The sequence below is a fragment of the Ruegeria lacuscaerulensis genome (assembly GCF_013034685.1).
Classification (GTDB): Bacteria; Pseudomonadota; Alphaproteobacteria; order Rhodobacterales; family Rhodobacteraceae; genus Ruegeria; species Ruegeria lacuscaerulensis_B.
On sequence record NZ_WQGO01000008.1, the window covers coordinates 58,024 to 81,818 of the forward strand.

19 protein-coding genes are annotated in these 23,795 nt (G+C 60.0%); 10 read left to right on the forward strand and 9 right to left on the reverse strand.

Annotated elements, in window-relative coordinates; all coding sequences use genetic code 11:
- Window positions 1–41: 41 nt before the first annotated feature.
- Window positions 42–3,254, reverse strand: a complete 3,213-nt coding sequence (locus GOV80_RS18425; protein WP_170786897.1) for a reductive dehalogenase — start codon at window positions 3,252–3,254, stop codon at window positions 42–44.
- Between the two features lie 77 nt (window positions 3,255–3,331).
- On the opposite strand from GOV80_RS18425, the gene GOV80_RS18430 reads away from it, so the two are divergent.
- Window positions 3,332–4,228: a LysR family transcriptional regulator gene (locus GOV80_RS18430; protein ID WP_170786899.1), complete on the forward strand. Its 897-nt coding sequence runs from the start codon at window positions 3,332–3,334 to the stop codon at window positions 4,226–4,228.
- Between the two features lie 10 nt (window positions 4,229–4,238).
- Here GOV80_RS18430 and GOV80_RS18435 read toward each other — a convergent pair whose 3' ends face one another.
- The 3 genes from GOV80_RS18435 to GOV80_RS18445 are packed head-to-tail and all read right to left on the reverse strand — an operon-like array spanning window position 4,239 to window position 8,773.
- Window positions 4,239–5,510: an NAD(P)/FAD-dependent oxidoreductase gene (locus GOV80_RS18435; RefSeq protein WP_336510175.1), complete on the reverse strand. Its 1,272-nt coding sequence runs from the start codon at window positions 5,508–5,510 to the stop codon at window positions 4,239–4,241.
- A 39-nt stretch (window positions 5,511–5,549) separates the two neighbouring features.
- Window positions 5,550–6,584 (reverse strand): ACP S-malonyltransferase, encoded by a 1,035-nt coding sequence (locus GOV80_RS18440; RefSeq protein WP_170786903.1) that lies wholly within the window; start codon window positions 6,582–6,584, stop codon window positions 5,550–5,552.
- Entirely contained in the window at window positions 6,581–8,773 is a 2,193-nt protein-coding gene (locus GOV80_RS18445) for a dehydrogenase E1 component subunit alpha/beta (RefSeq protein WP_170786905.1), read from the reverse strand. The genes GOV80_RS18440 and GOV80_RS18445 overlap by 4 nt, the downstream gene beginning before the upstream one ends.
- 235 nt (window positions 8,774–9,008) lie before the next feature.
- On the opposite strand from GOV80_RS18445, the gene GOV80_RS18450 reads away from it, so the two are divergent.
- Window positions 9,009–9,893 carry a LysR family transcriptional regulator gene (locus GOV80_RS18450; RefSeq protein ID WP_170786907.1) on the forward strand — a complete coding sequence of 295 codons (885 nt, stop codon included), beginning with the start codon at window positions 9,009–9,011 and terminating at the stop codon, window positions 9,891–9,893.
- 176 nt (window positions 9,894–10,069) lie between these two features.
- Here GOV80_RS18450 and GOV80_RS18455 read toward each other — a convergent pair whose 3' ends face one another.
- Window positions 10,070–11,227, reverse strand: coding sequence for an acyl-CoA dehydrogenase family protein (locus GOV80_RS18455; protein ID WP_170786909.1), 1,158 nt, complete (start codon window positions 11,225–11,227; stop codon window positions 10,070–10,072).
- A gap of 89 nt (window positions 11,228–11,316) precedes the next feature.
- Window positions 11,317–11,895 carry a TetR/AcrR family transcriptional regulator gene (locus GOV80_RS18460; RefSeq protein WP_170786911.1) on the reverse strand — a complete coding sequence of 193 codons (579 nt, stop codon included), beginning with the start codon at window positions 11,893–11,895 and terminating at the stop codon, window positions 11,317–11,319.
- 300 nt (window positions 11,896–12,195) lie between these two features.
- Between GOV80_RS18460 and GOV80_RS18465 the strand changes: the two genes are divergently transcribed.
- From GOV80_RS18465 to GOV80_RS18495, 7 genes are all read left to right on the forward strand, one after another.
- Window positions 12,196–12,660 (forward strand): nuclear transport factor 2 family protein, encoded by a 465-nt coding sequence (locus GOV80_RS18465; RefSeq protein ID WP_170786913.1) that lies wholly within the window; start codon window positions 12,196–12,198, stop codon window positions 12,658–12,660.
- A gap of 12 nt (window positions 12,661–12,672) precedes the next feature.
- Window positions 12,673–13,293 (forward strand): pyridoxamine 5'-phosphate oxidase family protein, encoded by a 621-nt coding sequence (locus GOV80_RS18470; protein ID WP_170786915.1) that lies wholly within the window; start codon window positions 12,673–12,675, stop codon window positions 13,291–13,293.
- Window positions 13,294–13,324: 31 nt separating this feature from the next.
- Complete coding sequence (locus GOV80_RS18475) at window positions 13,325–13,501, forward strand: hypothetical protein (RefSeq protein ID WP_170773835.1); 177 nt, start codon at window positions 13,325–13,327, stop codon at window positions 13,499–13,501.
- Between the two features lie 94 nt (window positions 13,502–13,595).
- On the forward strand, window positions 13,596–16,067 hold the full coding sequence (locus tag GOV80_RS18480; protein ID WP_170786917.1) for a heavy metal translocating P-type ATPase: 2,472 nt from the start codon (window positions 13,596–13,598) through the stop codon (window positions 16,065–16,067).
- A complete protein-coding gene (gene cueR, locus GOV80_RS18485) occupies window positions 16,064–16,453 on the forward strand; it encodes a Cu(I)-responsive transcriptional regulator (protein ID WP_170786919.1) in 390 nt (129 codons plus the stop codon). The genes GOV80_RS18480 and cueR overlap by 4 nt, the downstream gene beginning before the upstream one ends.
- On the forward strand, window positions 16,395–17,423 hold the full coding sequence (locus GOV80_RS18490; protein ID WP_419555661.1) for an NAD(P)-dependent oxidoreductase: 1,029 nt from the start codon (window positions 16,395–16,397) through the stop codon (window positions 17,421–17,423). Before cueR ends, GOV80_RS18490 begins: the two co-directional genes overlap by 59 nt.
- 109 nt (window positions 17,424–17,532) lie before the next feature.
- Complete coding sequence (locus tag GOV80_RS18495) at window positions 17,533–20,598, forward strand: aminotransferase class III-fold pyridoxal phosphate-dependent enzyme (RefSeq protein WP_170786923.1); 3,066 nt, start codon at window positions 17,533–17,535, stop codon at window positions 20,596–20,598.
- 51 nt (window positions 20,599–20,649) lie between these two features.
- Here the strand turns inward: GOV80_RS18495 and GOV80_RS18500 are convergent, their stop codons facing one another.
- Together GOV80_RS18500 and hemP are read right to left on the reverse strand one after the other, a co-directional pair.
- Window positions 20,650–21,123: a hypothetical protein gene (locus tag GOV80_RS18500; RefSeq protein ID WP_170786925.1), complete on the reverse strand. Its 474-nt coding sequence runs from the start codon at window positions 21,121–21,123 to the stop codon at window positions 20,650–20,652.
- Window positions 21,120–21,287, reverse strand: a complete 168-nt coding sequence (hemP, locus tag GOV80_RS18505) for a hemin uptake protein HemP (RefSeq protein WP_170786927.1) — start codon at window positions 21,285–21,287, stop codon at window positions 21,120–21,122. The genes GOV80_RS18500 and hemP overlap by 4 nt, the downstream gene beginning before the upstream one ends.
- A 223-nt stretch (window positions 21,288–21,510) precedes the next feature.
- Here hemP and gph point away from each other — a divergent pair, with 223 nt between their 5' ends.
- Complete coding sequence (gene gph, locus GOV80_RS18510) at window positions 21,511–22,185, forward strand: phosphoglycolate phosphatase (protein ID WP_170786929.1); 675 nt, start codon at window positions 21,511–21,513, stop codon at window positions 22,183–22,185.
- Window positions 22,186–22,363: 178 nt separating this feature from the next.
- Here gph and GOV80_RS18515 read toward each other — a convergent pair whose 3' ends face one another.
- The gene (locus GOV80_RS18515) at window positions 22,364–23,710 is read right to left on the reverse strand and encodes an ABC transporter substrate-binding protein (RefSeq protein WP_170786931.1); all 1,347 of its coding nucleotides are present in this window, start codon (window positions 23,708–23,710) and stop codon (window positions 22,364–22,366) included.
- Window positions 23,711–23,795 lie beyond the last annotated feature (85 nt).

Below are 23,795 nucleotides of genomic sequence, written 5' to 3' on the forward strand. Positions count from 1 at the left end.
ACCAATTTTTGCGTTTCAGAATTTCGTTTCCCAACCTTGGCTCAGAGGTCGATCTCGATCACACCATCCGGCTGTGCCGCCCGGCTTTGACATAGGATGATAGCGCTCTCACGTTGTTTTTTGGACAAAACGAAATCGCGGTGTTCGACCTCACCCGAAATCACGCCGCATTTACAAACTCCACAGATGCCATCGGCGCATTTCACATCGACGTGAATGCCAGCCTCGTTCATCACCTGCGCGGCGTCTTTGTCGGCGGGTACAGTCAGATCGCGGCCCGATTTTGCCAGCCGCAGGGTGAAAGCGTGATTCTCATAGTCCGGCTGTTCCGGAACCGAGAAATACTCCAGATGCCGCGCCTCGTCGGGATATCCTTGACGCTTAGCTGCTTGCATAACTCCGTCCATAAAGCGATCAGGACCGCAGGTATAGACATGCCATCCATCCTGATACCCCTGCAGGATTACATCCAAATCGGCCCGTGTGCCTTCGTCCGAGAAATGATAGTGTACGTGATCCGCCCAAGGCATCGCTGCCAGATCCTTCAGATACCCGGCCCCGGCACGGGTACTGGCGGAATAGTGAAGCTCGAACGGTTTGCCCAAAGCATGCAGACGGTGGGCAAAAGCGATCATCGGAGTGATGCCGATCCCGCCGCCCATCAAGAAGGTCTTCGTTGCGCCCTCGTCCAGTTCGAAATGGTTGATGGGTTTCGAGATGAAAACTTTCCGCCCCTCGTTGAAAATGCGGTGCAGCAGGGCTGAGCCACCGCGTCCCTCATCCTCGCGCAACACACCAATCTGATAGGTGGCGCGGTCGGACGGATCGCCGGACATGGAGTATTGCCGCAGGAATTCCGGCGCGACCAGCACGTCCAGATGCGCGCCCGCCGTCCATTCGGGCAGTGGCGAGCCGTCCAGCGTCGAGAATTCGTACTTGGTCACATCCGCAGTCATCTTGTCGACCTTGGTCAGTGCGACGCGCATAACCGGGGCATCGCCCGCGATGGTATAGCGGTAGATCACCGACAGATCGCCCGCCGCCTTGCGGGCTTTGTATTCCTCGGCCGTCACCATAGCCTGATAGGCTGCGATCCCAGCCTCGCGGTCCATGGCGAACGGATAGGGCCAGGGATGCGGAGCCAGATAGGCAGGGTAAACGGCCAGAGTCTGATCCTCATATTTCAGGTCCAGATCGGTTTGCAGATCGCGCCGGTTCAGCGGTTGGTCGGTCGGGCGATAGGCCCCGTCCGGTTGCAGCTCCAGATCCCACCACCATTTCTTGACGTCGTTCAGCCCGCCATTGCCCACGGCATCATCCAACCGCGCCAACGCGGGAGCGGCCTTGGGAATATTCATAGCGGCCCAGCGGAAGGGGCGTTCCTTGAAGATGCCCTCAAGGTTCCAAGGGCAGGTCTTCATACACCGCCCGCACATCGCCCCACCCGGCGTGGTCACCCGGTAGGTGGCGCATTTTTGGCTGTCAGACTTCCAGATCTCATAGCCGTTGAACATCAGCTTCGGCCCGGCCGTGATCGCACCCGAAGGGCATTCGCGGGCGCATTTGTTGCAGCTTTCGCAGAAGGTCTGCAGGCCGAAATCGATCGGCTTGTCATGCGCCATTGGCATATCGGTCGTCACCGCGCCGGATTTCAGACGCGGGCCGAGGTAGGGGTTCAGGATCACCTCTCCGATCCGGCTGACCTCACCCAGCCCAGACAACAACAGCAGTGGCGGCTGTAACACCTCGCCATCCATCACCGTATGCGCGCGGGCCTTATAGCCCAGATTGCGGATCTGTTGCGCGATCACTCCACCCAGTAACGAAAACCGCAGATAAGCGCGCATCGACTGCGCGACACTGATCCAGTCATCGCCGCTGGCACCCTCCATCGTCTCATAACCCTGGTCGATGATCATGCTGATGGCCTGATCGTGCGGCGGTGTGATCTCTTCGCCCGTTGCATCGTGGGAATACCACACCCAGTCCGGACACGGGCTGAGACCCACCGCATCGACCCCCAGAAAATACGTGGCCGCCTTGATATTCGCCGCATTGCGCGCGGCATCGGTTGGTGGCGCGGTATCGGCGCTTTCCCCATCCTGCAACAGCACAAACGCGCCCAGCGCGCGGCGTTGCGCGGTACTGGGCGCGGCCTTACGTACATAATACCCGCCCTTGGCCCCGTCTTGCAGATGCTTGCCCATATCCCCGAACTGCGCGCGGGCAAACATGTCAGCGCGCTTGGGGACGCGGGCCACGTTTTCCTCATCAATATAGGTGGTGGGCGCATCAACCCGCTTGAGGTTTTCGAACGGATGCGCCCCGTCCACATAGCGCCGCTCGGCGTAAGGATCGCGGTTCAGTGCGTTCTTGGCGAACCCCGTGCCCAGCCACCATGAAGGGCCCTGAGTGCGGAACCATGGCTGATCTTTCATGGACCGCAAGGGTTGATCGTGGGCGATCTCCATCTCGGTTGTGACGGCAGCCAGTCCGAACCGTTTACCCAGCCACGGCGCGACCAGCTCTCCGTCTTCGACCGAACACAGCCCCGCCGCGACGGCCAGCTTACCCAGATCAACCTCAGAGGACATGACCGTATGCGCCCGCGCATCAAAGCCCAGAACGCGCAGGTAGTTGGCCACGACCACCGCATTCTCGGTCGCCAGCAGACAGGCCCGGTGATCCTGCGCATCCATGATCCAATCCGCGCCGGTCTCGTTGGGGTCCGGGTCGCGGTTGTGTTCGTACAGAAAGACAATTGCATGGCGATGGGTGTCCATCGGGCGCGGCGTGGCCTCCATGCTTTCTTTGAGATCGGCCATGATCAGGTCGATCCCCGAAGCCAGCGTCTTGGTCTGCCGTGTCTTCAGCGCATGGGCCAGACGGTCAATATCGGAGTTGCGGCGGGGTTCGGTCAACAATGCCTCGCGCGGCAGAGGACCACACCCCATCATCGAGGCATCATTGAAATAGCCAAACGCTTTTAGATGGTTGGCGCGCTCGGTCACGTCAGCAGGCACCTCGGAGACCACAGGATTCACGAACCCATCGCGGATCGTGTCCAGCATCGCCTGAAACTCCCCCATCGCGTTGACGATGCTTTCCGGGCGCTTGGAGCGATGAAAGCTGAGCGACTGCATCGGCGGCACCGCCGACAGATCAGGCATTTCCGCTTGCCGTGCCAGCCGCTCTGACGGATAGCCGCCCATGTGAACGGGCCTGTTCTTGTCCGAGAAAAAGCGGATTGCCATCCTGTGCCTCCTGTTGGGTTCAGCTTTCCCTAATCCGCCATGGACCTCAAAACCATTCATGAATAATCATAGATGGTATGAGTAATATTGATTTTACCGATCTGGACGGCAAGGTCCTTCGTGTCTTCCTGACCATTCTCGAGGAAAGCTCGGTCTCGAAGGCGGCCGACCGGTTGGGCGTCACGCAATCGGCCATCAGCCATACGCTGGCTAAGCTGCGGCAGGTTCTGGGCGATCCGCTATTCGTGCGCTCGGGCCAGGGCCTGACCCCGACCGAGCGCGCCTTGGCGCTGAAAGACCCGGTTCAGCATGTTCTGGACGGGATGCGCGCCCTGACCGAAGACCGCCCCTTTGATCCGCAAGCCGAACAGATGCAGATCCAGATCGCCACCAACGACATGCCGCGCGAGTTGATCTTTCCCACTCTGCTTCGGGCCGCGCGATCTGAAGGCATTGGCCTGCATCTGGGGTTCATCCCATCGGGCGTGCCGGACCCGGACCTTCTGCGCAGCGACCGATGCCAGTTGATGTTGACACCGCTTCCGCCCGACGGGCCGGACATTTTTCAAAAACGCATCCTCAGCAGCCCGCTGATGATCTTCTATGACGCCGCACAGCGCAAACCGCCGGACAGTTGGGACGTCTATTGCAGCACCGAACATGTCGAGGTGCGGTTCGCCGATGGTCGAAGCTCGCGCGCGGTGATGCGCGGCGTGGACCAGAGCCAGATCAGACCGCCCACCGTCACCCTGCCCCATTTCAACGCCATCCCGTCCTTTGTGAAAGGCAGCGACCTAATCTCGACCGACACCGCCTTGATGAAACGCGGGCCGTTGGCGGCGCTGGATTGCGCGCCGTTGCCTTTCACGTGTGAGGAGGTCTCGATCTACATGGTCTGGCACCAGAGATCGGCGAATGACCCGGCCCATCGCTGGCTGCGCGGCCGGATCGAACGGATTGCCGCCGCACTATGAAGGGGGCGGTTTAGAACCGGGCTTTGATGAGATGCGTCAGCGCCGCACCGGTCTCAAAATATGCGCGCCGCAGCCCGGTCCAGCTTTCGCGGTATCCCTCAACTGGCGGAACGGGCAGGAGGGCGGGATCATCGCGTAGCAAACTGTCGGCCATCTGGCGACCAAAAACAGTCCCCGGCCCGATCCCACGCCCTGAAAACCCGTGCGCCGCCAGCGCATTCGGGCCGATCCGCGTGATTTTCGGAATGTGGTCCGAGGTCATTGCGATCCGCCCGTGCCAACCTTGCACCAAAGGCTGGTCGGCCAGCTGCGGATAAAGCGCCGCTATCTTGCGTTTCGCCCACGCCTTATGGGCACTGCTTCCTGCATGACCAAGATCCCCCATCGCGCCGATGATGAACCGCCCGTCCTGATCCAGCCGGAAAGACGTCATGATCAACCCGGTATCCCACGCCCCTTCGCCCCCGCGCAGGATACTGGCGCGCAGGTTGTCCGACAAAGGGGCCGTGGCAAACTGAAAGTAATAAACCGGCACATAGGCGGGCGCGGTATCCGGCATGCCCCGGTGATAGGCATTCGTGGCCTGTATCAGAGCCTTCGCCCGGACAGAGCCTTGGGCTGTTGTGAGGATCCAGACATCGCCATCATGGGACAGAGAGAGAACCGGACTATGCGTAAAGATCTGCGCCCCGGCCTGAGTCGCGGCGCGGGCCAAGCCCCGCACATAGGCCAGTGGCTGAATCGTTCCCGCCCGCGGATCGAAAAGCGCCCCGTGAAAGGCTGCGCTGCCGGTGCGTTGCCCGGCCTGATCGGTGCTCAACAGCTCCACTGGCGCGCCTGCCGCCTTGAGCTGCGCATGGCGGTTTTGCAAGTCCTTGAACCCCGCCCCCGAATGCGCGCAATGCAGGGTGCCGTTGCGGACAGGCTCGCAATCGATCCCGTGCAGCGCGATCAGGTCGAACACGTCCCCCGGTGCAGCGCCCAAAAGGTCGATTAGGCGATTGCCCGCCTCGGCCCCGAGATGCGTCCGGATCTCGTTCGGTGGCAGCCATAGCCCCGCATTGGCAAAGCCCACATTGCGACCCGACCCACCATGCCCGATCTCGTGCGCCTCTAGCAGCGCCACCGACGCCCCCGATTGTACCGCCGTCAAAGCCGCAGAGCAGCCCGTATAGCCGCCACCGATCACGGCAAGATCGACTGTCAGATCGTCGGTCAGAGGGGTTCTGGCCACATGCTCGCGGCAGGTGTTCAGCCAGAGGGACTGGTCATGGTCGCTCACATCGGGCTCCTTGCGCATGCGCGGATCATCAGGGCTGTGTCAGCCGGTTGCAAGCGCGCGCTGATCTTCTCGCCCCATGGCGATCAGAAAGGGCTGTGCGTCCTGCTGGGCCTGAAACGCGGATTTATCCCCTATCCCGCGCCAATCAGCCAGAACCAGCGACTGCGCCACCGCCCCACCCAGGGTTGTCCCCGGTCCGGTAACAATGAACAGATCAGGCGCAAACTCGCGCGCGGCTGTCTGGATGGCGCGGGTGAAATCAAAGGTCTCGGTGACTTGATGTCCCAGCGTGTAGTCCCACAGCGCTTGGGTGTCCGTCGCCCCTGGCCACCAGATTTTTCCACGCCCATCGATCAGAGGGCGTTCAGGCTGGTCAAACATGTCCGCAGACAAACGCGCCCGCCCTTCGGCGGCAACCGGCGCTTGTAGCGCAGTGTGAAACGCGGCGTGGTTTGCCAAGCGCATGGGAAAGCGATCCTGCACAGTTGGTTGCGCGCGTTCAAACGCGCTTAGACCGGCCTCATTGCCCGCCAGAACCAGCATACCGCCCAGATCAATCGACAGTGCCAGCTCGTGCCCGTCCAGAGCGTCAATCCGCACGACATCGGCCAACAGTTCAGCCTTGCGCGCGGCGTCGTTCAACCAATCCTCTCGGGCGAACGGATACACAAGCTGCCCACCGATCAGGTGGTCCTGCATCAGCGTGCCCATGGTGTTCACCACGCGGAATCCGTTTTCTGGCGTGACCGCGCCGCCCGCCGCCAAAGCGATATACCACCCCATCGAGTTTCCGGTGACGGCAACGACCTCGATATCATCCGCCAACGCCTGCGCATCGGCCAGCGAGGCTGCGTAAATCAAAGGCGACGCGATATCGCCACGGGAATACGTGCGGACCGTATACCGACCTACACCATCCAAGGCCGTGACCGCCTCTTGACTGGCTTCCTCGCGGATTGCATCAAATTGGGCGAACAACTGCATCCGGTCAGCATGATGGCGATGCAGATAGCCCAATTCGGGTTTGTTGTATGTCCCCCGACCGGGACAGATAACGACAGCAGTTCGAGTCATGCGCGACCTCCGGTCAAATTCAGTGCGGCGGCGACGATCCCGTCTTTCGACGGCAAGGGCGCGGCATAGGCGGGACCGGTGGCGATAAAGCTGTCCTCGGCCACAACTCGGGCGATTGGAGTGGCGGGACTTTCTTCGACGAAGAAAGTCATCAGCGCCTCGGACTGACTGCCGGTGCGGCGGCATTCGTCGACGACCAAAACATGCGCGCATGTTTTGGTGGCCGCGCGCAGTGCATCCATCGGCATCGGGGCCAACCAGCGCATATCCACAATCCGCACCTTCAGCCCCGCCGCTTCCAACTCGGGCAGCGCCTGTTTCGACAGGTAATGCCCGTTGCCATAGGTCACGATGGCCAGATCGGTGCCGTCGCCATGCACGCCCACCTCACCCAGCGCTATCCGCCGATCCGGCGCGGGATAGGGGGTCATCCATCCGCCATCCTGCGCCCCATGCAGGTCACGCATCGGATAGAGCGCAATGGGTTCCAAAAACACCACCACCCGCTGTTCTTCGCGCGCCAACCGCACGCATTCGCGCAGCATCTGCGCGGCATCTTCCCCAGTCGAAGGGCAGGCGATGATCACCCCTGGAATATCGCGCAGCACGGCCAGCGAGTTGTCATTGTGGAAATGCCCGCCGAACCCCTTCTGATAGCCCAAGCCAGCAATCCGCACGACCATAGGGTTGGTAAACTGACCGTTCGAGAAAAACGGCAGCGTTGCGGCCTCGCCCCTGATCTGATCCTCGGCATTGTGCAGATAGGCGAGAAACTGGATCTCAGGGATCGGCACAAATCCGTTGTGCCCCATGCCGATTGCCAACCCAAAAATCGACTGCTCATCCAGCAGCGTGTCGATCACCCGGTCCGGCCCGAACCTTTGTTGCAGCTTTTGCGTGACGCCATAGACGCCCCCTTTACGGCCCACATCCTCGCCCATGCAGACGATTTCGCCATGTTCCAGCATCAGATCGGTCAGCGCCCAGTTGATCAGGCGGCTCATGGGCTGAGGGTCTTTCATCGCCCGCATATCGCCACCAAACGCCTTTGCGCGCGCCTCGGCACTAGGGCCATTGGTGGGTTTGCAAACGCGCTTGGGCGGGATCAGGCTGGCCATCACCTCGGCGGCGCCGCCCAGATGCGGGCGCGTAGCGGCCTCGGCAGCGATGCGATCGGTGCGGGCGCAAGTATCCTGATATATCTCCAGCACCTGATCCGGCGACAGTGCCCCGGCCTGATCCAACAGGCGCACAGAATGCAGCAAAGGGTCATTGGCCTCATCCGCTTCGACCTCGGATTTAGGCATGTAGGTGGTGGGTACGTCAGCCCCTGCGTGGCCGTAGAGACGCACGGTCTTCAGGTGCAGGAATGCGGGTTTGCGGCGGGTGCGCACATAGTCGGCGGCCTCTTGCGCGACGGCATAGGTCTCGTAGATATCCAGCCCGTTGGCCTGAAAATATCGAATACCGGGGCGATGCTCCATCGACGCCTGTATCCAGCCCTTTGGCGTTTTGACCGAGATGCCGATTCCATTGTCCTCACACACAAACAACAAGGGCAGCGGCGTCGATTGCACGCTGGTCCAGCCCGCCGTGTTGATCGCCCCCTGCGCGGTAGAGTGATTGGCCGAGGCGTCGCCGAACGAGCACATGGCGATCCCGTCCTCGGGCAGTTCGCGATGCTCAGGTGCGTGACGCCGCGCCGCGCCCAGAGAATAAGCCGCGCCGACCGCCTTGGGCAGATGGCTGGCAATGGTCGAGGTCTGCGGTGGGATGGTCAGCGCTTTGGACCCCAGCACCTTGTGCCGTCCGCCCGAGGTGGGGTCTTCGGAAGAACAGGCAAAACTCAGCAGCATGTCCCAGGCGATCTGCTGACCCGGCACCTGCTCAGCGCGGGCGATTTGAAAGGCGGCGTCGCGATAGTGCAGAAACGCAATATCCGTTGGGCGCAGCGCATGGGCCACGGCCGCCATCCCCTCATGCCCGGATGAGCCGATCGTGTAGAACCCCTGCCCCGCCTTCTGCATGGCGCGGCTGGTGCGATCCAACGCGCGGCTCAGCACTTGCGAGCGGAACAGTGATACGGCATCGGCGTCGCTCAGACCGGACCGGGGCGCGTTGCCTTCGGGAAAATCGCGCGCGGCGACGCGTTTGAGGAAGTTCTCATGCACGATCTGAGCGCGATCCATCTGCGCCTCCGTCCTATTGTTGTCGGATCATGGGCGCTGCCGTGCCCTGTGATCCCCGTTGTGGCCTATGAACGGCCGGGTCTTCTGTTACAGCAATAATCGCGCCCACGATTGGCGGGCAAGACCTCTGCCGGATCATCGCCGCCGAAGACCGCGTTAAAACGCATCAATCTATCAGGCTGGTGCAATCGAAATGCCAGTGATAATCCATCCGAAAGGTATGAGGAATAATCATATGATCGCCCCCCGACGCTTCCTGCCCTCCATCCCGTCCCTGCTGGCGCTCGAGGCCGTGGACCGCCTTGGCAGCGCCTCTGCAGCGGCCGAGGAGCTGTCGCTGACACAAAGCGCAATCAGTCGCCAACTCAAAACAATGGAGGAACAACTGGGCGTCGATCTGATCCAGCGCAGCCAGATGCGCCTGCATCTAACCCCGGCAGCCAAGGAATATGTTCAGGTCGCACGCACCGTGCTGCATCAACTGGCGCAGGCGTCGGTCAAGCTGAAAGCAAACCCGAAGGGCGGGTCGCTGAACCTGTCGATCCTGCCCGCCTTCGGCATGCACTGGCTGGCCCCTCGCCTTCAGGATTTTGCACGCCGCCATCCCGAGGTAACGGTGAACCTCAACACACGGCTCCGACCCTTTGATTTCGAGGCCGAGCATTTCGACGCCGCCATCCATTTTGGACAACGGGATTGGAGGGGCGTCAATTACTTGCCCATCATGCGCGAAGATGTCGTACCAGTCTGCGCCCCGTCGATCCTGCCAGAGCGGGCGGATCGTATCGACTGGCTGCTCAGCGCACCTTTGCTGCATCTCGAAACTCGCCCGGATGCGTGGGAGAGATGGTTTGCGTTTCAGGGCAAAGAGGTGTCAGGGCTGGGCGGAATGCTGTTCGACCAGTTTTCGACCATGGGGCAGGCAACCGTTCACGGGTTGGGCGTGGCGCTGCTGCCAAGTTACCTTGTGGAAGACGATCTGCGCACAGGGCGTCTTGTTCCCGCTTGGCACGGTCCGGGCGTCAGTCTGGGGGATTTCTATCTGGTCTGGCCTCAATCCAGGGCCGAATCCGAGCCGTTGAAATCCTTTGTTGAATGGCTACGCGGACAGGTCGGGTAACCCAAACCTTAAACCAGCATGCGTAACAACAGTAGCAAACTGCGCGGCCTTCGGCCTTGCGTCCTGCGGACGGCAGGGGGCCGGGCAGGCGCGGGCTCTGCCCGCGCCTGCCCGGCCCAACGGGAGGAGATGTTTCGCAGGAAACGTCGACGACGGGCGGGAGCGCCCTGTCGTTCTTATTTGTCCAGGGAGCGGGCGATGAGTTCTTTCATGATCTCATTGGTGCCGCCATAGATGGTCTGTACCCGCGCATCCGCGTAAAGCCGCGCAATTGGGTATTCCATCATGAATCCATAACCGCCAAACAGCTGGAGGCATTCGCCCATGATTTCATTCTGAATTTCGCTACCCCAGTATTTCGCCATCGACGCCGTGGCCGCATCTAGCGTACCCGCCTGCAACTGAGCCAGACAGTCGTTGAGGAAGCTGCGTAGAACTTCGGCTTTGGTCTTGCACTCCGCCAGCTTGAAGCGCGTGTTCTGAAAATCCATCACGCGCTGACCAAAGGCCTTACGCTCTTGCGTGTAGCGCACCGTCTCGGCAATGGCGAAATCAATCGAACCCAGAGCGATCAGAGCAATCGTCAACCGCTCCCAGGGCAGCTGCTTCATCATCTGATAAAAGCCCTGCCCCTCTTCAGGACCAATCAGATTGGTCATCGGCACTTTGACGTCCTCAAAATACAGCTCGGCCGTGTCGTTGGCCTTCATGCCCAGCTTCTTGAGGTTGCGCCCCTTGCGGAAACCGTCGGCGCCCTTGGTCTCGACCGCGATCAGCGACACACCCTTAGAGCCTTGCGACTTGTCGGTTTTGGCCGCCACAAGGATCAGGTCAGCCGACTGGCCATTGGTAATAAAGATCTTCGACCCGTTCAGGCGGTAGGAATTGCCGTCCTTATCTGCGGTGGTGCGGATCGCCTGCACGTCCGACCCGGTGCCGGGTTCGGTCATGGCCAGTGCGCCGACCATCTCACCCGAGGCCAGTTTCGGCAGCCATTTCTGCTTTTGCTCTTCGCTGCCGTAGGCCATCAAATAGTGGATCACGATCGACTGGATCGGATAGCCCCAGCCGCAATTGCCGTGCGACGACTGGGCATAGAGAGTGACCGCATCAAACCCCAGATCCCCGCCAACGCCGCCATGTTCCTCTGCGATCGAGCCAGCCATCAGGCCCATCTCACCGGCTTTTTGCCAGAATGCGCGGTCGACCATCCCCTGATCATTCCAACGCTCTTCGTTGGGGACCAGTTCGTCCTGCATGAACCGATCCGCCATTTCGGCGAACATGCGGTGTTCTTCAGTGACCCAGCTTGCAGAGCTTGTAAACAAAGACATCAAGTGTCCTCCCGTTTCAATTTCTCCGGAAGGTACTCTTCGTCTCGCTGCAATCCAATGCGCCAAAAGACGCCACAACGTAACGTCTTTCAGGCTTTTTCCCATCCAGGCAGCGCGCCTTTCAATAGAGTCAGCGCCGCGTCTTTTGCATCACGTGCCGGATCGCAGCTTTTCAACAGAACAGCGGACACGATAGCGCCTTCTTTCAAGATCAATATCTGACAGCCCAGCTTTTCAGGATCAGCCGCCCCGGCGGCGCGGGCCAGGTCGGTGAAATACTCCAACAACAGGCGCTTGTGCTCGGCCGCCTGAACGTGGATCGGGTGATCCTTATCCTGATATTCAGCCCCTGCCTTGATGAACATACAGCCGCGATATCCGTCTTCCTGAAACCATTCAGCCAACGCATCGAAACTGGCCAACAGCTTTTTCGCCGGCGTTTGGCCCAGCGCATCGATCCGCTGATAAAACCAAGTGCGAAAGTTCTCGTCCCTCAGCTGCAGGGCCGCGACGATCAACTCTTCCTTGGTCCGGAAGTGTTTGTACATCGAGGTTTTTGAAACGCCAGTTTCCGCCACCAGCTTGTCCATACCAGTGGCGTGAAACCCGTCCCTGTAAAAGACCTGCAGCGCATTGCGGACAAGTTCGTCGCGTTTGTTGGGGCGCATGATTCGGCTCCTGAGTGTACTGATCAGTACATAATTGTAGCCGCGTCCCGCGACAAGGTTACACGAAATCCAACGTCAACAGCCCTGAAAAGAAGCCGATTTAGCGTCGGTCGCAAAGTTTTTTCACTTTGAGACTTGCAAAAGTTTACCGATCAGTACACATTCTCTTCAAGATGTACCGATCAGTAAACTTAGGAGCTTGACAATGAAACGCCGCACCAGCCCGTTTTCCCCTCAGTACGTCCCGTTCCTGTTGACACTTGCGATGCTTGCCGCCGCGCTGACCTGAAAGATCAAGACATGAGCCGACCCCCTCTGCCCCCCTTCACCCTGGAAACTGCTACACAAAAAGTGCGCATGGCTGAAAATGGCTGGAATAGCCGCGACCCCGATCTGGTAACGCCCGCTTATACCGAGGACAGCCAATGGCGAAACCGCGCTGAATTCCTATCGGGACACGAAGACATCCATTCCTTCCTGACCCGCAAATGGAACAAAGAATTGGACTACCGTCTCATCAAGGAACTTTGGGCCTTTTCCGGCAACCGGATTGCTGTGCGCTATGCGTATGAATGGCACGACGACAGCGGCCAATGGTTCCGGTCTTATGGCAATGAGAATTGGGAATTTGCCGAAGATGGCCGGATGGCCAAGCGCCATGCGTCGCTGAACGACCTGCCGATTGCCGAGGAAGACCGGTTGTTCCGCTGGCCTCAAGGCCCACGGCCCGAAGATCACCCCGGCCTGTCTGATCTGGGCCTGTAGAAAGGATCGCCCATGCCCCGCGCCTTTTCCGAATTGACCTTCACCCCGGCGGTTCTGGCCCATCAGGAACGGATGGGATCAGCAAGGACCTATGCCAAGTTCATCGAAGACGGGCCGCAGCAAGGGCACCAGATCGGTCCGGCAGAGAAAGCGTTTATCGAGGCGCGGGACGGGTTTTACCAATCTACAGTGTCCGAGACCGGCTGGCCCTATGTACAATATCGCGGCGGGCCGATTGGGTTCCTGCGCGTGCTGGGGCCCACGACTATCGGCTACGCCGATTTTTCGGGCAACAAGCAATATATCTCGCGCGGGAATCTGGACGGGAATGACCGGGTAGCGATGATCCTGATGGACTACGCCAACCAACGCCGGTTGAAAATACTGGGTCGGGTAGAGTTCACCGAGGGCGAAGCCGCCGCCGCCAGCCTCTATCCCGATGGGGCCGAAGCACCAGCCGAACGCGCCGCGATCATCCGGGTGGAGGGGCTGGACTGGAACTGCCCCCGACACATCACGCCGCGCTTTACCGAGGCCGAATTGCGCCCGCATCTGAACACGCTTGGTCAGCAACTGGCGCAGCTTCAGGTCGAGAACGAAAAGTTAAGGCAAGAGCTGGCACAAAGATCTTGAACCGACCCGTAAGGTCTCAGTGAGTTTAGGAATGGAAAAACTGTCAATGCTACGCACGACACTCAACCTCACCGGCCTGTGCCTTTTGGGCCTGCTGGCTTGCGTATCGGTCCTGATGCTGGGCTTTTTTGCCTCGCCCGAAGCGGTGCGCGCAGCGCCGCCTGCGCAGTATAACTCGCTGTTGTTGCAAGCCTTGCCCCAGCGCTGAGCCACAATGCATGGCGGGTATGCGGCATAAACCCTTGACCTTCCCGTGACTGGAACCCCCACTTAGAGGGCAACAGCAGATCAGGATGAGTCGGATGACCACCGCACATGAAACCCGATTGAACATCACAAGAATGGGCTGCGCATCCTGCGTGGGGCGCGTGGAAGCGGCCTTGCAAGGCGTCGCGGGCGTGTCCGAGGCAACGGTGAATTTCGCGGCCGGGACGGCGCAGGTCGCGTACGACGGCCCCCTCAGCGATGTAACGCAAGCGCTGCAGGCTGCGGGGTATCCGGCTGCAACAGCCGATGTCACGATGAAAATCGACCAGATGAGCTGCGCCTCTTGTGTGAACCGGGTCGAGCGTGTGTTGCGCGCCGACCCCGCCGTGATCGCAGCGGATGTGAACTTGGCCACCGAAAGCGCAACGATCCGCTATGTAGAGGGCGCGACAGACCCTGCCTCGCTTGCAAAACTGGCGGGCGATGCAGGGTATCCGGCGCATATCGCCCAGACGGACGAGACCTCCGCCGACAAGGCACATGAGGCCACGGCACTGACCCGCACGACTTTGATCGCGGCAGCGCTGGCCTTGCCCGTATTTGTCCTTGAAATGGGCGGACACATGATCCCCGCCTTTCATCATTGGGTACATCAGACCATAGGATTGCAGGCCAGCCACCTGATCCAATTCGCCCTGACCTCGGCCTTGTTGGTCGGACCGGGCCGGGTGTTTTACGTCAAGGGTATTCCGTCGCTGCTGCGGCGCGCACCGGATATGAATGCGCTGGTTGCAATGGGTACGGGCGCGGCGTATCTGTACTCGGTCATCGCCACTTTCGCGCCGGGCCTCTTACCGCAAGGCAGCGCGAATGTGTATTTCGAGGCTGCCTCGGTCATCGTTGTCCTCATCCTTCTGGGCCGCGCGATGGAGGCGCGGGCCAAAGGCCGCACCGGCGCTGCGATCCGCAAGCTGGTAGGCCTGCAGCCAAAAACCGCGCGCGTCGAACAGGGCAACACCACCGTGGACCGCCCGATTTCCCAGATCAACGTCGGCGACGTCCTGCAAATCCGCCCAGGCGAGCGGGTTCCGGTAGATGCCGTGGTGCTGGGCGGCACGTCCTATGTCGATGAAAGCATGATCTGCGGCGAGCCCGTCCCGGTTGGTAAAGCCCCCGACGATCAGGTGGTGGGCGGCACGGTAAACGGCACCGGCGCACTGCGCGTGCGTGCGGCGCGGGTCGGGGCCGATACGGTTCTGGCGCAGGTGATCCGGATGGTTGAACAGGCGCAGGGGGCCAAGCTGCCAGTTCAGGGGCTGGTCGACAAAATTACCGCGTGGTTTGTGCCTGCCGTGCTGGCTGTTGCACTGTTGACCATTGCGATCTGGCTGATCTTCGGACCAGCACCTGCCCTGCCGATGGCGCTGGTCACGGGGGTTTCGGTCCTGATCATTGCCTGCCCCTGCGCGATGGGTCTGGCGACGCCAACTTCGATCATGGTCGGCACCGGGCGCGCGGCTGAGTTGGGTGTTCTGTTCCGTGAGGGCGATGCGCTGCAACAGTTGCAACAGGCCAAAGTTGTGGCCTTGGACAAGACCGGTACCCTGACCATGGGCCGGCCCGAGCTGGAAAGTGTCACCACCGTCAACGGGTTCGATCGCGACGACGTGTTGCGCCTGGCCGCTGCGGTGGAATCGCGGTCCGAGCACCCCGTCGCCACCGCCATCACGCGCGCCGGGCCTGCGGACTTGCCGCAGCCAACAGAATTCACATCTCAGACCGGGCTGGGCGTCCGGGCCGTGGTTGAAGGGCGCGAGGTGGTGATCGGTTCTCCCCGGCTGATGTACCGGAACGGGGTGGATTTGTCGGGCCTGACGCCCGAGGCAGATCAGCGCGCCGCCGCAGGGGCCACGCCTTTGTTTGTGGCGATTGACGGTCAGGCTGCGGCTTTGCTGACGGTGTCGGACCCCGTCAAACCCGGCACGATTGAGGCTCTGGACAGGCTGCACGCGATGGGCCTGACACTTGCCATGGTCACGGGGGACAACGCCCGCACAGCGCAGGCGCTGGCCGATAAGCTGGGCATCGACCACGTGACCGCCGAGGTGCTGCCCGATGGCAAGTTGCAGGCGATCAATGCTCTACGCGACCAATTTGGCGCGCTGGCCTTTGTGGGCGATGGCATCAACGACGCCCCTGCGCTGGCCGCTGCCGACACCGGCGTGGCGATTGGAACCGGCACGGATGTGGCGATTGAAACCGCCGATGTCGTGCTGATGTCCGGCGATCTGCGCGGTGTGGCCAATGCCGTTGAGATCAGCCGCCGGACGATGCGCAACATCCGTCAGAACCTGGGTTGGGCCTTCGGGTACAACACCCTTTTGATCCCGGTGGCGGCGGGCGCTTTGTATCCCCTTGGCGGACCGCTGCTGTCCCCGGCTTTGGCAGCAGGAGCGATGGCCTTGTCCAGCGTCTTTGTCGTCACCAACGCCCTGCGCTTGCGACGGGTGCGGGCCAGCCTGCCCGAACGGGACATGAAACACCAAACTCAGGCGGTGGCCTCATGAATATCGGAGACGTGTCGACCCAGACGGGCCTGCCCGCCAAAACGATCCGGTACTATGAAGACATCGGGCTAGTCAAACCGCTGCGGGACGACAACGGGTATCGGGTATTTCGCAGCCAGGACGTGCACAAGCTGAACTTTCTGGGCCGCGCTCGCGCCTTAGGGTTCACCATCGAAGACTGCCGAACCCTGATGGCACTTTATGAGGACGAAACCCGCGCCAGCGCGGATGTCAAAAAGGTCGCCCGGGCACATCTCGCGCAGATCGAGGCCAAGATCGCCGATCTGAACGCCATGCGGGATACGCTGGGCCATCTGGTAGAGGCCTGTGCCGGGGACGACCGTCCAGATTGTCCGATCCTGCAAGATTTGGGTGGCGAACCATAGCGCAGGGTTGCCCTTTTCGCGCAGCTTTGCTTTGTCTCTGCTAAACATTCCGATCTGCTGCACTAAGTGGGTATCGGACAGCAGAGAGGATCTCCACATGGCAAAAGTCGCGTTTTTGGGTTTGGGTGTAATGGGCTATCCGATGGCCGGCCATTTGCAAGCCGCCGGTCACGACGTCACCGTTTATAATCGCACCACAGCCAAAGCTGAGGCTTGGGTCGCCCAGCATGGTGGCTCGATGGCGGCGACACCACGCGAAGCCGCTGAGGGCGCGGCCTTTGTCATGGCTTGTGTGGGCAATGACGACGATCTGCGCATGGTCTGCAATGGTCCGAACGGCGCGTTTCATGGTATGTCCGACGGGTCGATATTTGTTGATCACACAACCGTATCCGCCAAAGTCACGCGTGAGCTTTACGAGGCCGGAAAGGCCGCAGGTATTGCGTTTGTTGACGCTCCGATCTCAGGCGGGCAGGCGGGGGCTGAGAATGGGGTCTTGTCGATCATGTGCGGCGCAGATCAGGCGGCCTATGATGCGGCAGAACCGGTGATGCAGGTCTATTCCAAAATCTGTCGCCGTATCGGCGAAAGCGGCGCAGGTCAGATGACCAAGATGTGCAACCAGATTGCCATTGCCGGATTGGTGCAAGGTCTGAGCGAGGCGCTGCATTTCGCGGAAAAGGCCGGGTTGGACGGGCGATCGGTTGTTGAAGTGATCAGCCAGGGGGCGGCCGGCAGCTGGCAGATGGCCAATCGCTATGAGACGATGCTGGACGATCATTTCGACCATGGTTTTGCTGTCGACTGGATGCGCAAGGATCTGGGGATTTGCCTTGATACCGCGGATGAGACCGGAGCCTCGCTGCCGGTGACAGCCTTGGTCGATCAGTTCTACAAGGATGTGCAGAAACTGGGCGGGGGGCGGTGGGATACGTCCTCGCTGATCAAGCGGTTGCGCGCTTTGGGGTGATCGGGAAAGGGGGGCTGTCTGCCCCCCCATCGCGCCAGGGCGCGATTCCCCCCGAGGATATTTTTGGCCAGATGAAGAGGATCCCGTTTTGCGCGGGTCAGGGTTTGGAATGGACAACATAACTGTGTTCTGGGCGGCCGCGTTGCGGACGCAATGGGGATTGGACGCCAAGCTGACCCGGCTGGATGGCGAATATGATCTGAACTTCTTGGCGCGGGCGACCAATGGGCAGGATTATGTTCTGAAGGTTATGCGGCCAGGATGCGAGGCCGAGCTGGTGGACTTGCAGATCAAAGCGTTGGAGCATCTGGCCTCGGAAGCGCCTGGACTGCCGTTTCCCAAGGTGTTTGGCGATTTGAATGGGAGGTTATTGCCCCAGATTACGGATCAGGACGAAAACCCCCGGCTGGTGTGGCTGCTCGAATGTCTGCCGGGTTCGTGTTACGCCAACGCCGCGCCTAAATCCGAGGAGTTGATCCTGAAACTGGGCCGCGTTCTGGGAGCAACCGACCGAGCACTTGAACGGTTCGATCACGCAGGTTTGCATCGCGCGGGTTTCAAATGGGACCTGATGCAAGCCAGTTGGATTGCGGATCATCTGGATACGGTCAATGACCCCGCGCGCCGCGTGTTATTGTCCGACATTTGCGCAGAGTTCGACACTGTCCGGGAGGTTTTGAACGACCTTCCGAGACAAGCCATCCACAACGATGCCAATGACTACAACATTTTGGTTGAGGGAGAATTAGGGCAGCGCCAATCTATCTCGGGCTTAATTGATCTTGGGGACATGTGCGCGGCACCCCGGATTTGTGATCTGGCGATCGCTGGTGCCTATATCGTTCTAGACCACCCACAGCCTCAGAGAGCGCTGGCCGCTTTGGTACGAGGGTATCATGCGGCCAATCGATTGCGGGCAGATGAGGTCGATCTGATCTGGCCGCTGTTGCGGATGCGATTGGCGGTGTCGGTTGCAAACTCGACCTTGATGGCAATTGAGAATCCAGATGATCCCTATGTGACGATTAGCCAGGCCCCTGCCTGGCGGTTTCTGGAAAATGATACGGTCAATGGCGGCTTGATGGCGGCGCGGTTGCGCGTGGCCTGCGGGTTGCCTGTGACCGATGGGGCCGAACGGATCCACGCTTACCTAACCGAACATCGAGGGCAGTTCGCCCCGATGTTCGGACAAGATCTGAGTGATGTGCCGATGGGGTCGCTGTCTGTTGAAAACTGCGTCTGGCCGCAAAACCCGTTCCACATGCCCTTGGCCGAGGCCGCGCGCGTAGGTGAGGAATATGGCGAAGGCCTGTGGCTGGGCTACTATAACGAGCCGCGCCTGATCTATGCCGAACCCGGGTTCCGCAAGGGGCCGTGGAAGGCCTCGGACCGGCGCACGGTGCATCTGGCGGTAGACGTCTTTGCCCCGGCGGGCACCGTGTTGCATGCTCCGGTCAGCGGGCGGGTTGAGGCGGTCGAGAACCGCGATACCCATCTGGACTACGGCGGCGTGGTGATCCTGCATCATGAAACGCCCGAAGGGGATGCGTTCTATACGCTGTATGGTCATCTGGACCCCGAGGTATGTGATCGGCTGAAACCCGGTGATCCGGTGGCACAGGGCGCGGCGTTCGCGCGGCTGGGGGATGCCACACAAAACGGCGACTGGGCCCCGCATGTGCATTTTCAACTGGCAATGACCACCGACGGGATGCAAAGCGACTGGCCCGGTGTCGGTGATCCCGATGAGATGGAACTGTGGCACGCGGTTTGCCCCAACCCGGCGGCGCTACTGAACCTGCCCGATGACAAGGTGTTTTATCAGCCGACCGACAAACACGCGATTCTGCAGGGGCGGCACGACCATTTCGGCGGCAATCTCAGTCTGACCTACGATGATCCGGTGATGCTGGTGCGGGGGTGGAAACATCATCTGTTTGACGAATGGGGTCGCCCTTATCTGGACGCCTATAACAACGTCCCTCATGTGGGCCACGCTCATCCCCGTATTCAGGCGGTTGCGGCGGATCAGTTGAAACGGATGAATTCAAACACCCGCTATCTGCACCCGGCGCAAACCGCTTTTGCAGATAAGATTCTGTCGAAACTGCCGGATCATCTGGAGGTCTGTTTCTTCGTCAATTCCGGTACTGAGGCGAACGAACTGGCGCTGCGTTTGGCCCGCGCTCATACCGGGGCCAAAGGGATCGTGACACCCGATCACGGCTATCATGGCAATACGAATGCGGCGGTTGCGATCTCGGCCTATAAGTTCAACAAGCCTGGTGGCGTGGGTCAGGCGGATTGGGTCGAACTGGTTGAAGTGGCCAACGACTATCGTGGATCGTTCAAGCGCGACGATCCCGACCGCGCCACAAAATTCGCGAATTTTGTGGACCCTGCGATTGCCGCTTTGCAGGACAAGGGCCACGGCATCGCCGGTTTCATCGCCGAGACCTTCCCCTCGGTCGGGGGTCAGATCATCCCTCCCAAAGGATATCTGCCCGCAGTCTACGAAAAAATCCGCGCCGCCGGAGGGGTGTGTATCGCCGATGAGGTGCAGACCGGACTGGGGCGTCTGGGTGAGTACTACTTTGGCTTTGAGCACCAGGGCGCGCTGCCCGATATCGTGGTGATGGGCAAACCGATCGGCAACGGGCACCCCTTGGGCGTGTTGGTCACGACCAGGGAAATCGCACAAAGCTTTGACAACGGGATCGAGTTCTTCTCGACCTTCGGCGGATCGACCTTGTCTTGCCGGATCGGGAAAGAGGTGCTGGACATCGTCGATGACGAGGGGCTGCAGGACAATGCCCGCGTGATGGGCGGACGGCTGATGGACGGGTTACGCAGGATCGAGGCCGATTTTGGTTGTGTCGGCGATGTGCGGGGCATGGGCCTGTTTCTGGGGGTCGAGTTGATCAACCCAGACGGCTCCGAGGGCACCGAGATCTGCAAATACGTCAAGAACCGGATGCGCGATCATCGCATTCTAATCGGCAGCGAAGGGCCCAAAGACAATATCCTCAAAATCCGACCGCCTCTGACAATCGAGGCCGTGGACGTTGACATGATCCTGTGGGCATTGGGGAATGTTTTGGCCGAGGTGGGCGACTATGCCCCTGCCCCAACATGTGATCATGATCACCACCATGCCGGCTGCGGGTGCTGCTGAACGAGCAGACCTCTGACCAGAAATGACCAGAGGTCTGGATCGGCATCGCTGTCAATGCAACGCGGCCGAGGGGGATAAATGCCCGGTTGAGGGCAGAGGTTGCGGCGCGGTCATCTGGCGCAGCGCCAGACCCAGCTCTTCGGACAAGGCGGTAAGTGCGGGGGCAAAGTCCGGCCGGACAATCAGCGTCGCCATCATCATCGCGTCCTCGCGCGCCCCTTCCGAGGCCGCAGCGATCATCTGCGCAAAACAGTTCTCATCCGCGCCAAGACAGGAACACCCAACCTGATGACGGATCAAAGGGCGTCGCCCGTGATGCGCACAGAGCGCGCACAGTCGATCAATGGTCATCATTGCAACAGCTTCAGGTTCGGTGCCAAGGTCGACCCCGATCTTGCAGGCGATATCTTTGCGCGCCGTGGCGTCGCCCCAAAGCCGCAGGTACAGGACCGCGCTGGCCTCGATCGGGCTGAGATCGGACAGCTTTCCAACCGCCGCCCCTCCGCGTGATAACGAGGCGGTCATTTAGTCAGGATCAGCTTGCCCGTGCGTGTAATGCGCAGGGTGTAAAGCTGGTCGCCCAACGCGATATGAGCAAGGTTCCCGCCTTTGGTCAGCTCTTCGGCCTTGTGTGCCGGCAGCATCGATACGGGGTAGGATTGCGTCGGGTTCGGGTTCTGCACATTCATCAGGTCAACTCCAGAGGGTCACGGGCGAAAGGCCGATTTCTGTTCTCATTTTTTGGGATGGCTGACCCGATTTCGGGTTGGCTGTGTGTCTTGCTGGATAATCTGATTATTTTACTCAGGTATGTCAAGTGGCAATCTATACGCTGCAACCAAGAGTGTGGAATTGCGCTGAAATTGCGAAAAGGCTAGGTCTGACTGAACAATTTCAACGACCGAGGTTTCAATGACCGCAACGCTGATGTTCGACCTGGATGGTACGCTGATTGACAGCTTGCCCGATATCGCCGCAGCGGCGAACCGGATGCTGGGCGACGAAGGCAAACCCGCGCTGCCGCAGGACATCATCCAGAAATTCGTGGGCAACGGCCTGCCGAAACTGGTTGAGCGTGTGATGGGCCACTGCGACATACCGCTAGACCGCCACAGCGAATTGGCAAAACGAACTCTGGACTACTACGGGGCGGCCTCCAGTGCGCAGACCGTTGTCTACCCGGGCGTACCGGAGGCTTTGGCCCAATTGCAGCAAATGGGCTGCGTACTTGGCATCTGCACCAACAAGCCCGAGGCCCCGGCTCGCCACATCCTGGACGCGCTAGGGCTGTCGCAATTTTTCGATACCGTTTTCGGCGGCGATACGCTGAACACCCGCAAACCCGACCCCGCCCATCTGCACGCCAGCTTTGACGCGATCCCTCAAACCGGTCCGCGCTTGTTCATCGGCGACAGCGAGGTCGATGCGGAAACAGCGCAACGCGCAAAGGTTCCATTCCTGCTATTCACGAAAGGCTATCGCAAATCATCGATTGACGAGATCCCCCACATGCTCAGCTATGACCAAGCGATAGAATTGCCGTCAGCGGTGAGGGCGTCGCTGACGATGTTGGAAGAAACAGCCTGACCCGAAAATGAAGGGCCGGCCGAGGGGGAAAGTAGCCAGCCCCTCATCCGGGGAAGTGGATTGTCCTCGGTGTAACCTTGGATGAACTAGAGTTAACCGCCCGCGCCCTCCGAAGATATTGGGGGTTTCCCGTATTCGGCGAGACAGAGAATTTTCGTCGAAAATTCTTGTGCGTCAATTATGCGCCCGGATTGCACTTTCCTAACTGGCCACCAGAAAACATCGGATGCTGAGGGTCATATTCGACCTGCGCCCTTGGGGTAACATCGACGACTTCCAGCCTGTCATAAGGGTCGGTCGGGCTATCACGTCCCTGCACAACAAGTACGTCTTTGAAACACTGGTGATCCGCACCACGGTACCAGCTTGGCCCATTACCCAAACCGTCAAACTCGAAATCTTCGAGAGCCTCGACAACGCCACATGGGTTGAAGGTCCCCGCCCGTTCGACGGCATCGGCATAGAGCAAAATCTGTGAATAGCCGGTCTGTGCCGCGATCGAAGGCGGGAAGCCATATGCTTCCTGAAATGACGACACGAACGCCTTGGTCCCCTTATCCTGAAGCTGCCAGTTCCAATTCATCGAACCCAGCACGCCCTTGATACTCGCACCCGCCCTCGCGGCCATGAGATCGGAAAGTACCGGGACGACAATCTTGAAATCCTTGCCATTCGCGACCTTGTCCAACAAACCGAATTGCAACGCGCTGGCCAACGAATCCTCCAAGTTGGCACCATAGTGGTTCAGGATCAGAACATCCGCTCCCGAGTTTAGAATCGACGCGATATGTGTCGTAAATTCCGTCGATGTCAGAGTGGTTTTAACCCGATTGACTGTTTGCCATCCCAACGCTTCGGTCGAGGCAACAATCGCCTCTTCCTGGGACCAGCCCCAATTGTAGTCAGCACTCAGATGATAAGCACGGCGGTCCGTGCCCAGCTCAGCCGCCAAAACCGGAGCAAGGGAGGCACCCGTCATATAGGCATTGAAGTAATTGCGGAAACCATTGGCTTTCTTCTCCTTACCCGTGAGGTCATTTGTATGCGCCAGGCCAGCCATGAAGATCACGCCCGCGTCTTGGCACAGGTTCTGAACCGCAATGGCCTCGCCCGACGTCGACCCGCCATTCAGCATCACCGCGCCATCGGAATTTATCATTGCCTTGGCAGAAGAATGCGCCTTGGACGCCTTGCCTTCTGAATCTGCCACGACAAACGTGACTTTCTTGCCCAAAACACCATTCCCGGCCAGCGCCCGCGAGGAAAACGCGTTCAGGCACCCGCCATCTCCCTGGCCATTAAGATGCTCGACGGCCAGTTTCTGCCCGCGCAATTGGTCATTTCCTTCTTCCGAGAAGGGTCCTGACAAAGCCGCATTGAAGCCAAACGTAACCGTGCTTCCGTTTGGTGCATTCGTGAAACCAGCAGAGGACGAAGTGGGAAAGATCATCGGCAACGCCAGGCCGGTGCTCGCTACGACTCCACCGGTCAGCGAGTAGCGACGTGTGACAGATTTGCTACTCATCCACTCTTTCCATTCCCCGTGTCATGCCGTCAAACCTATCCAGTCACAGCCGAAACTGAGGGTAACCGTAGGGTTGTGCAAGAAA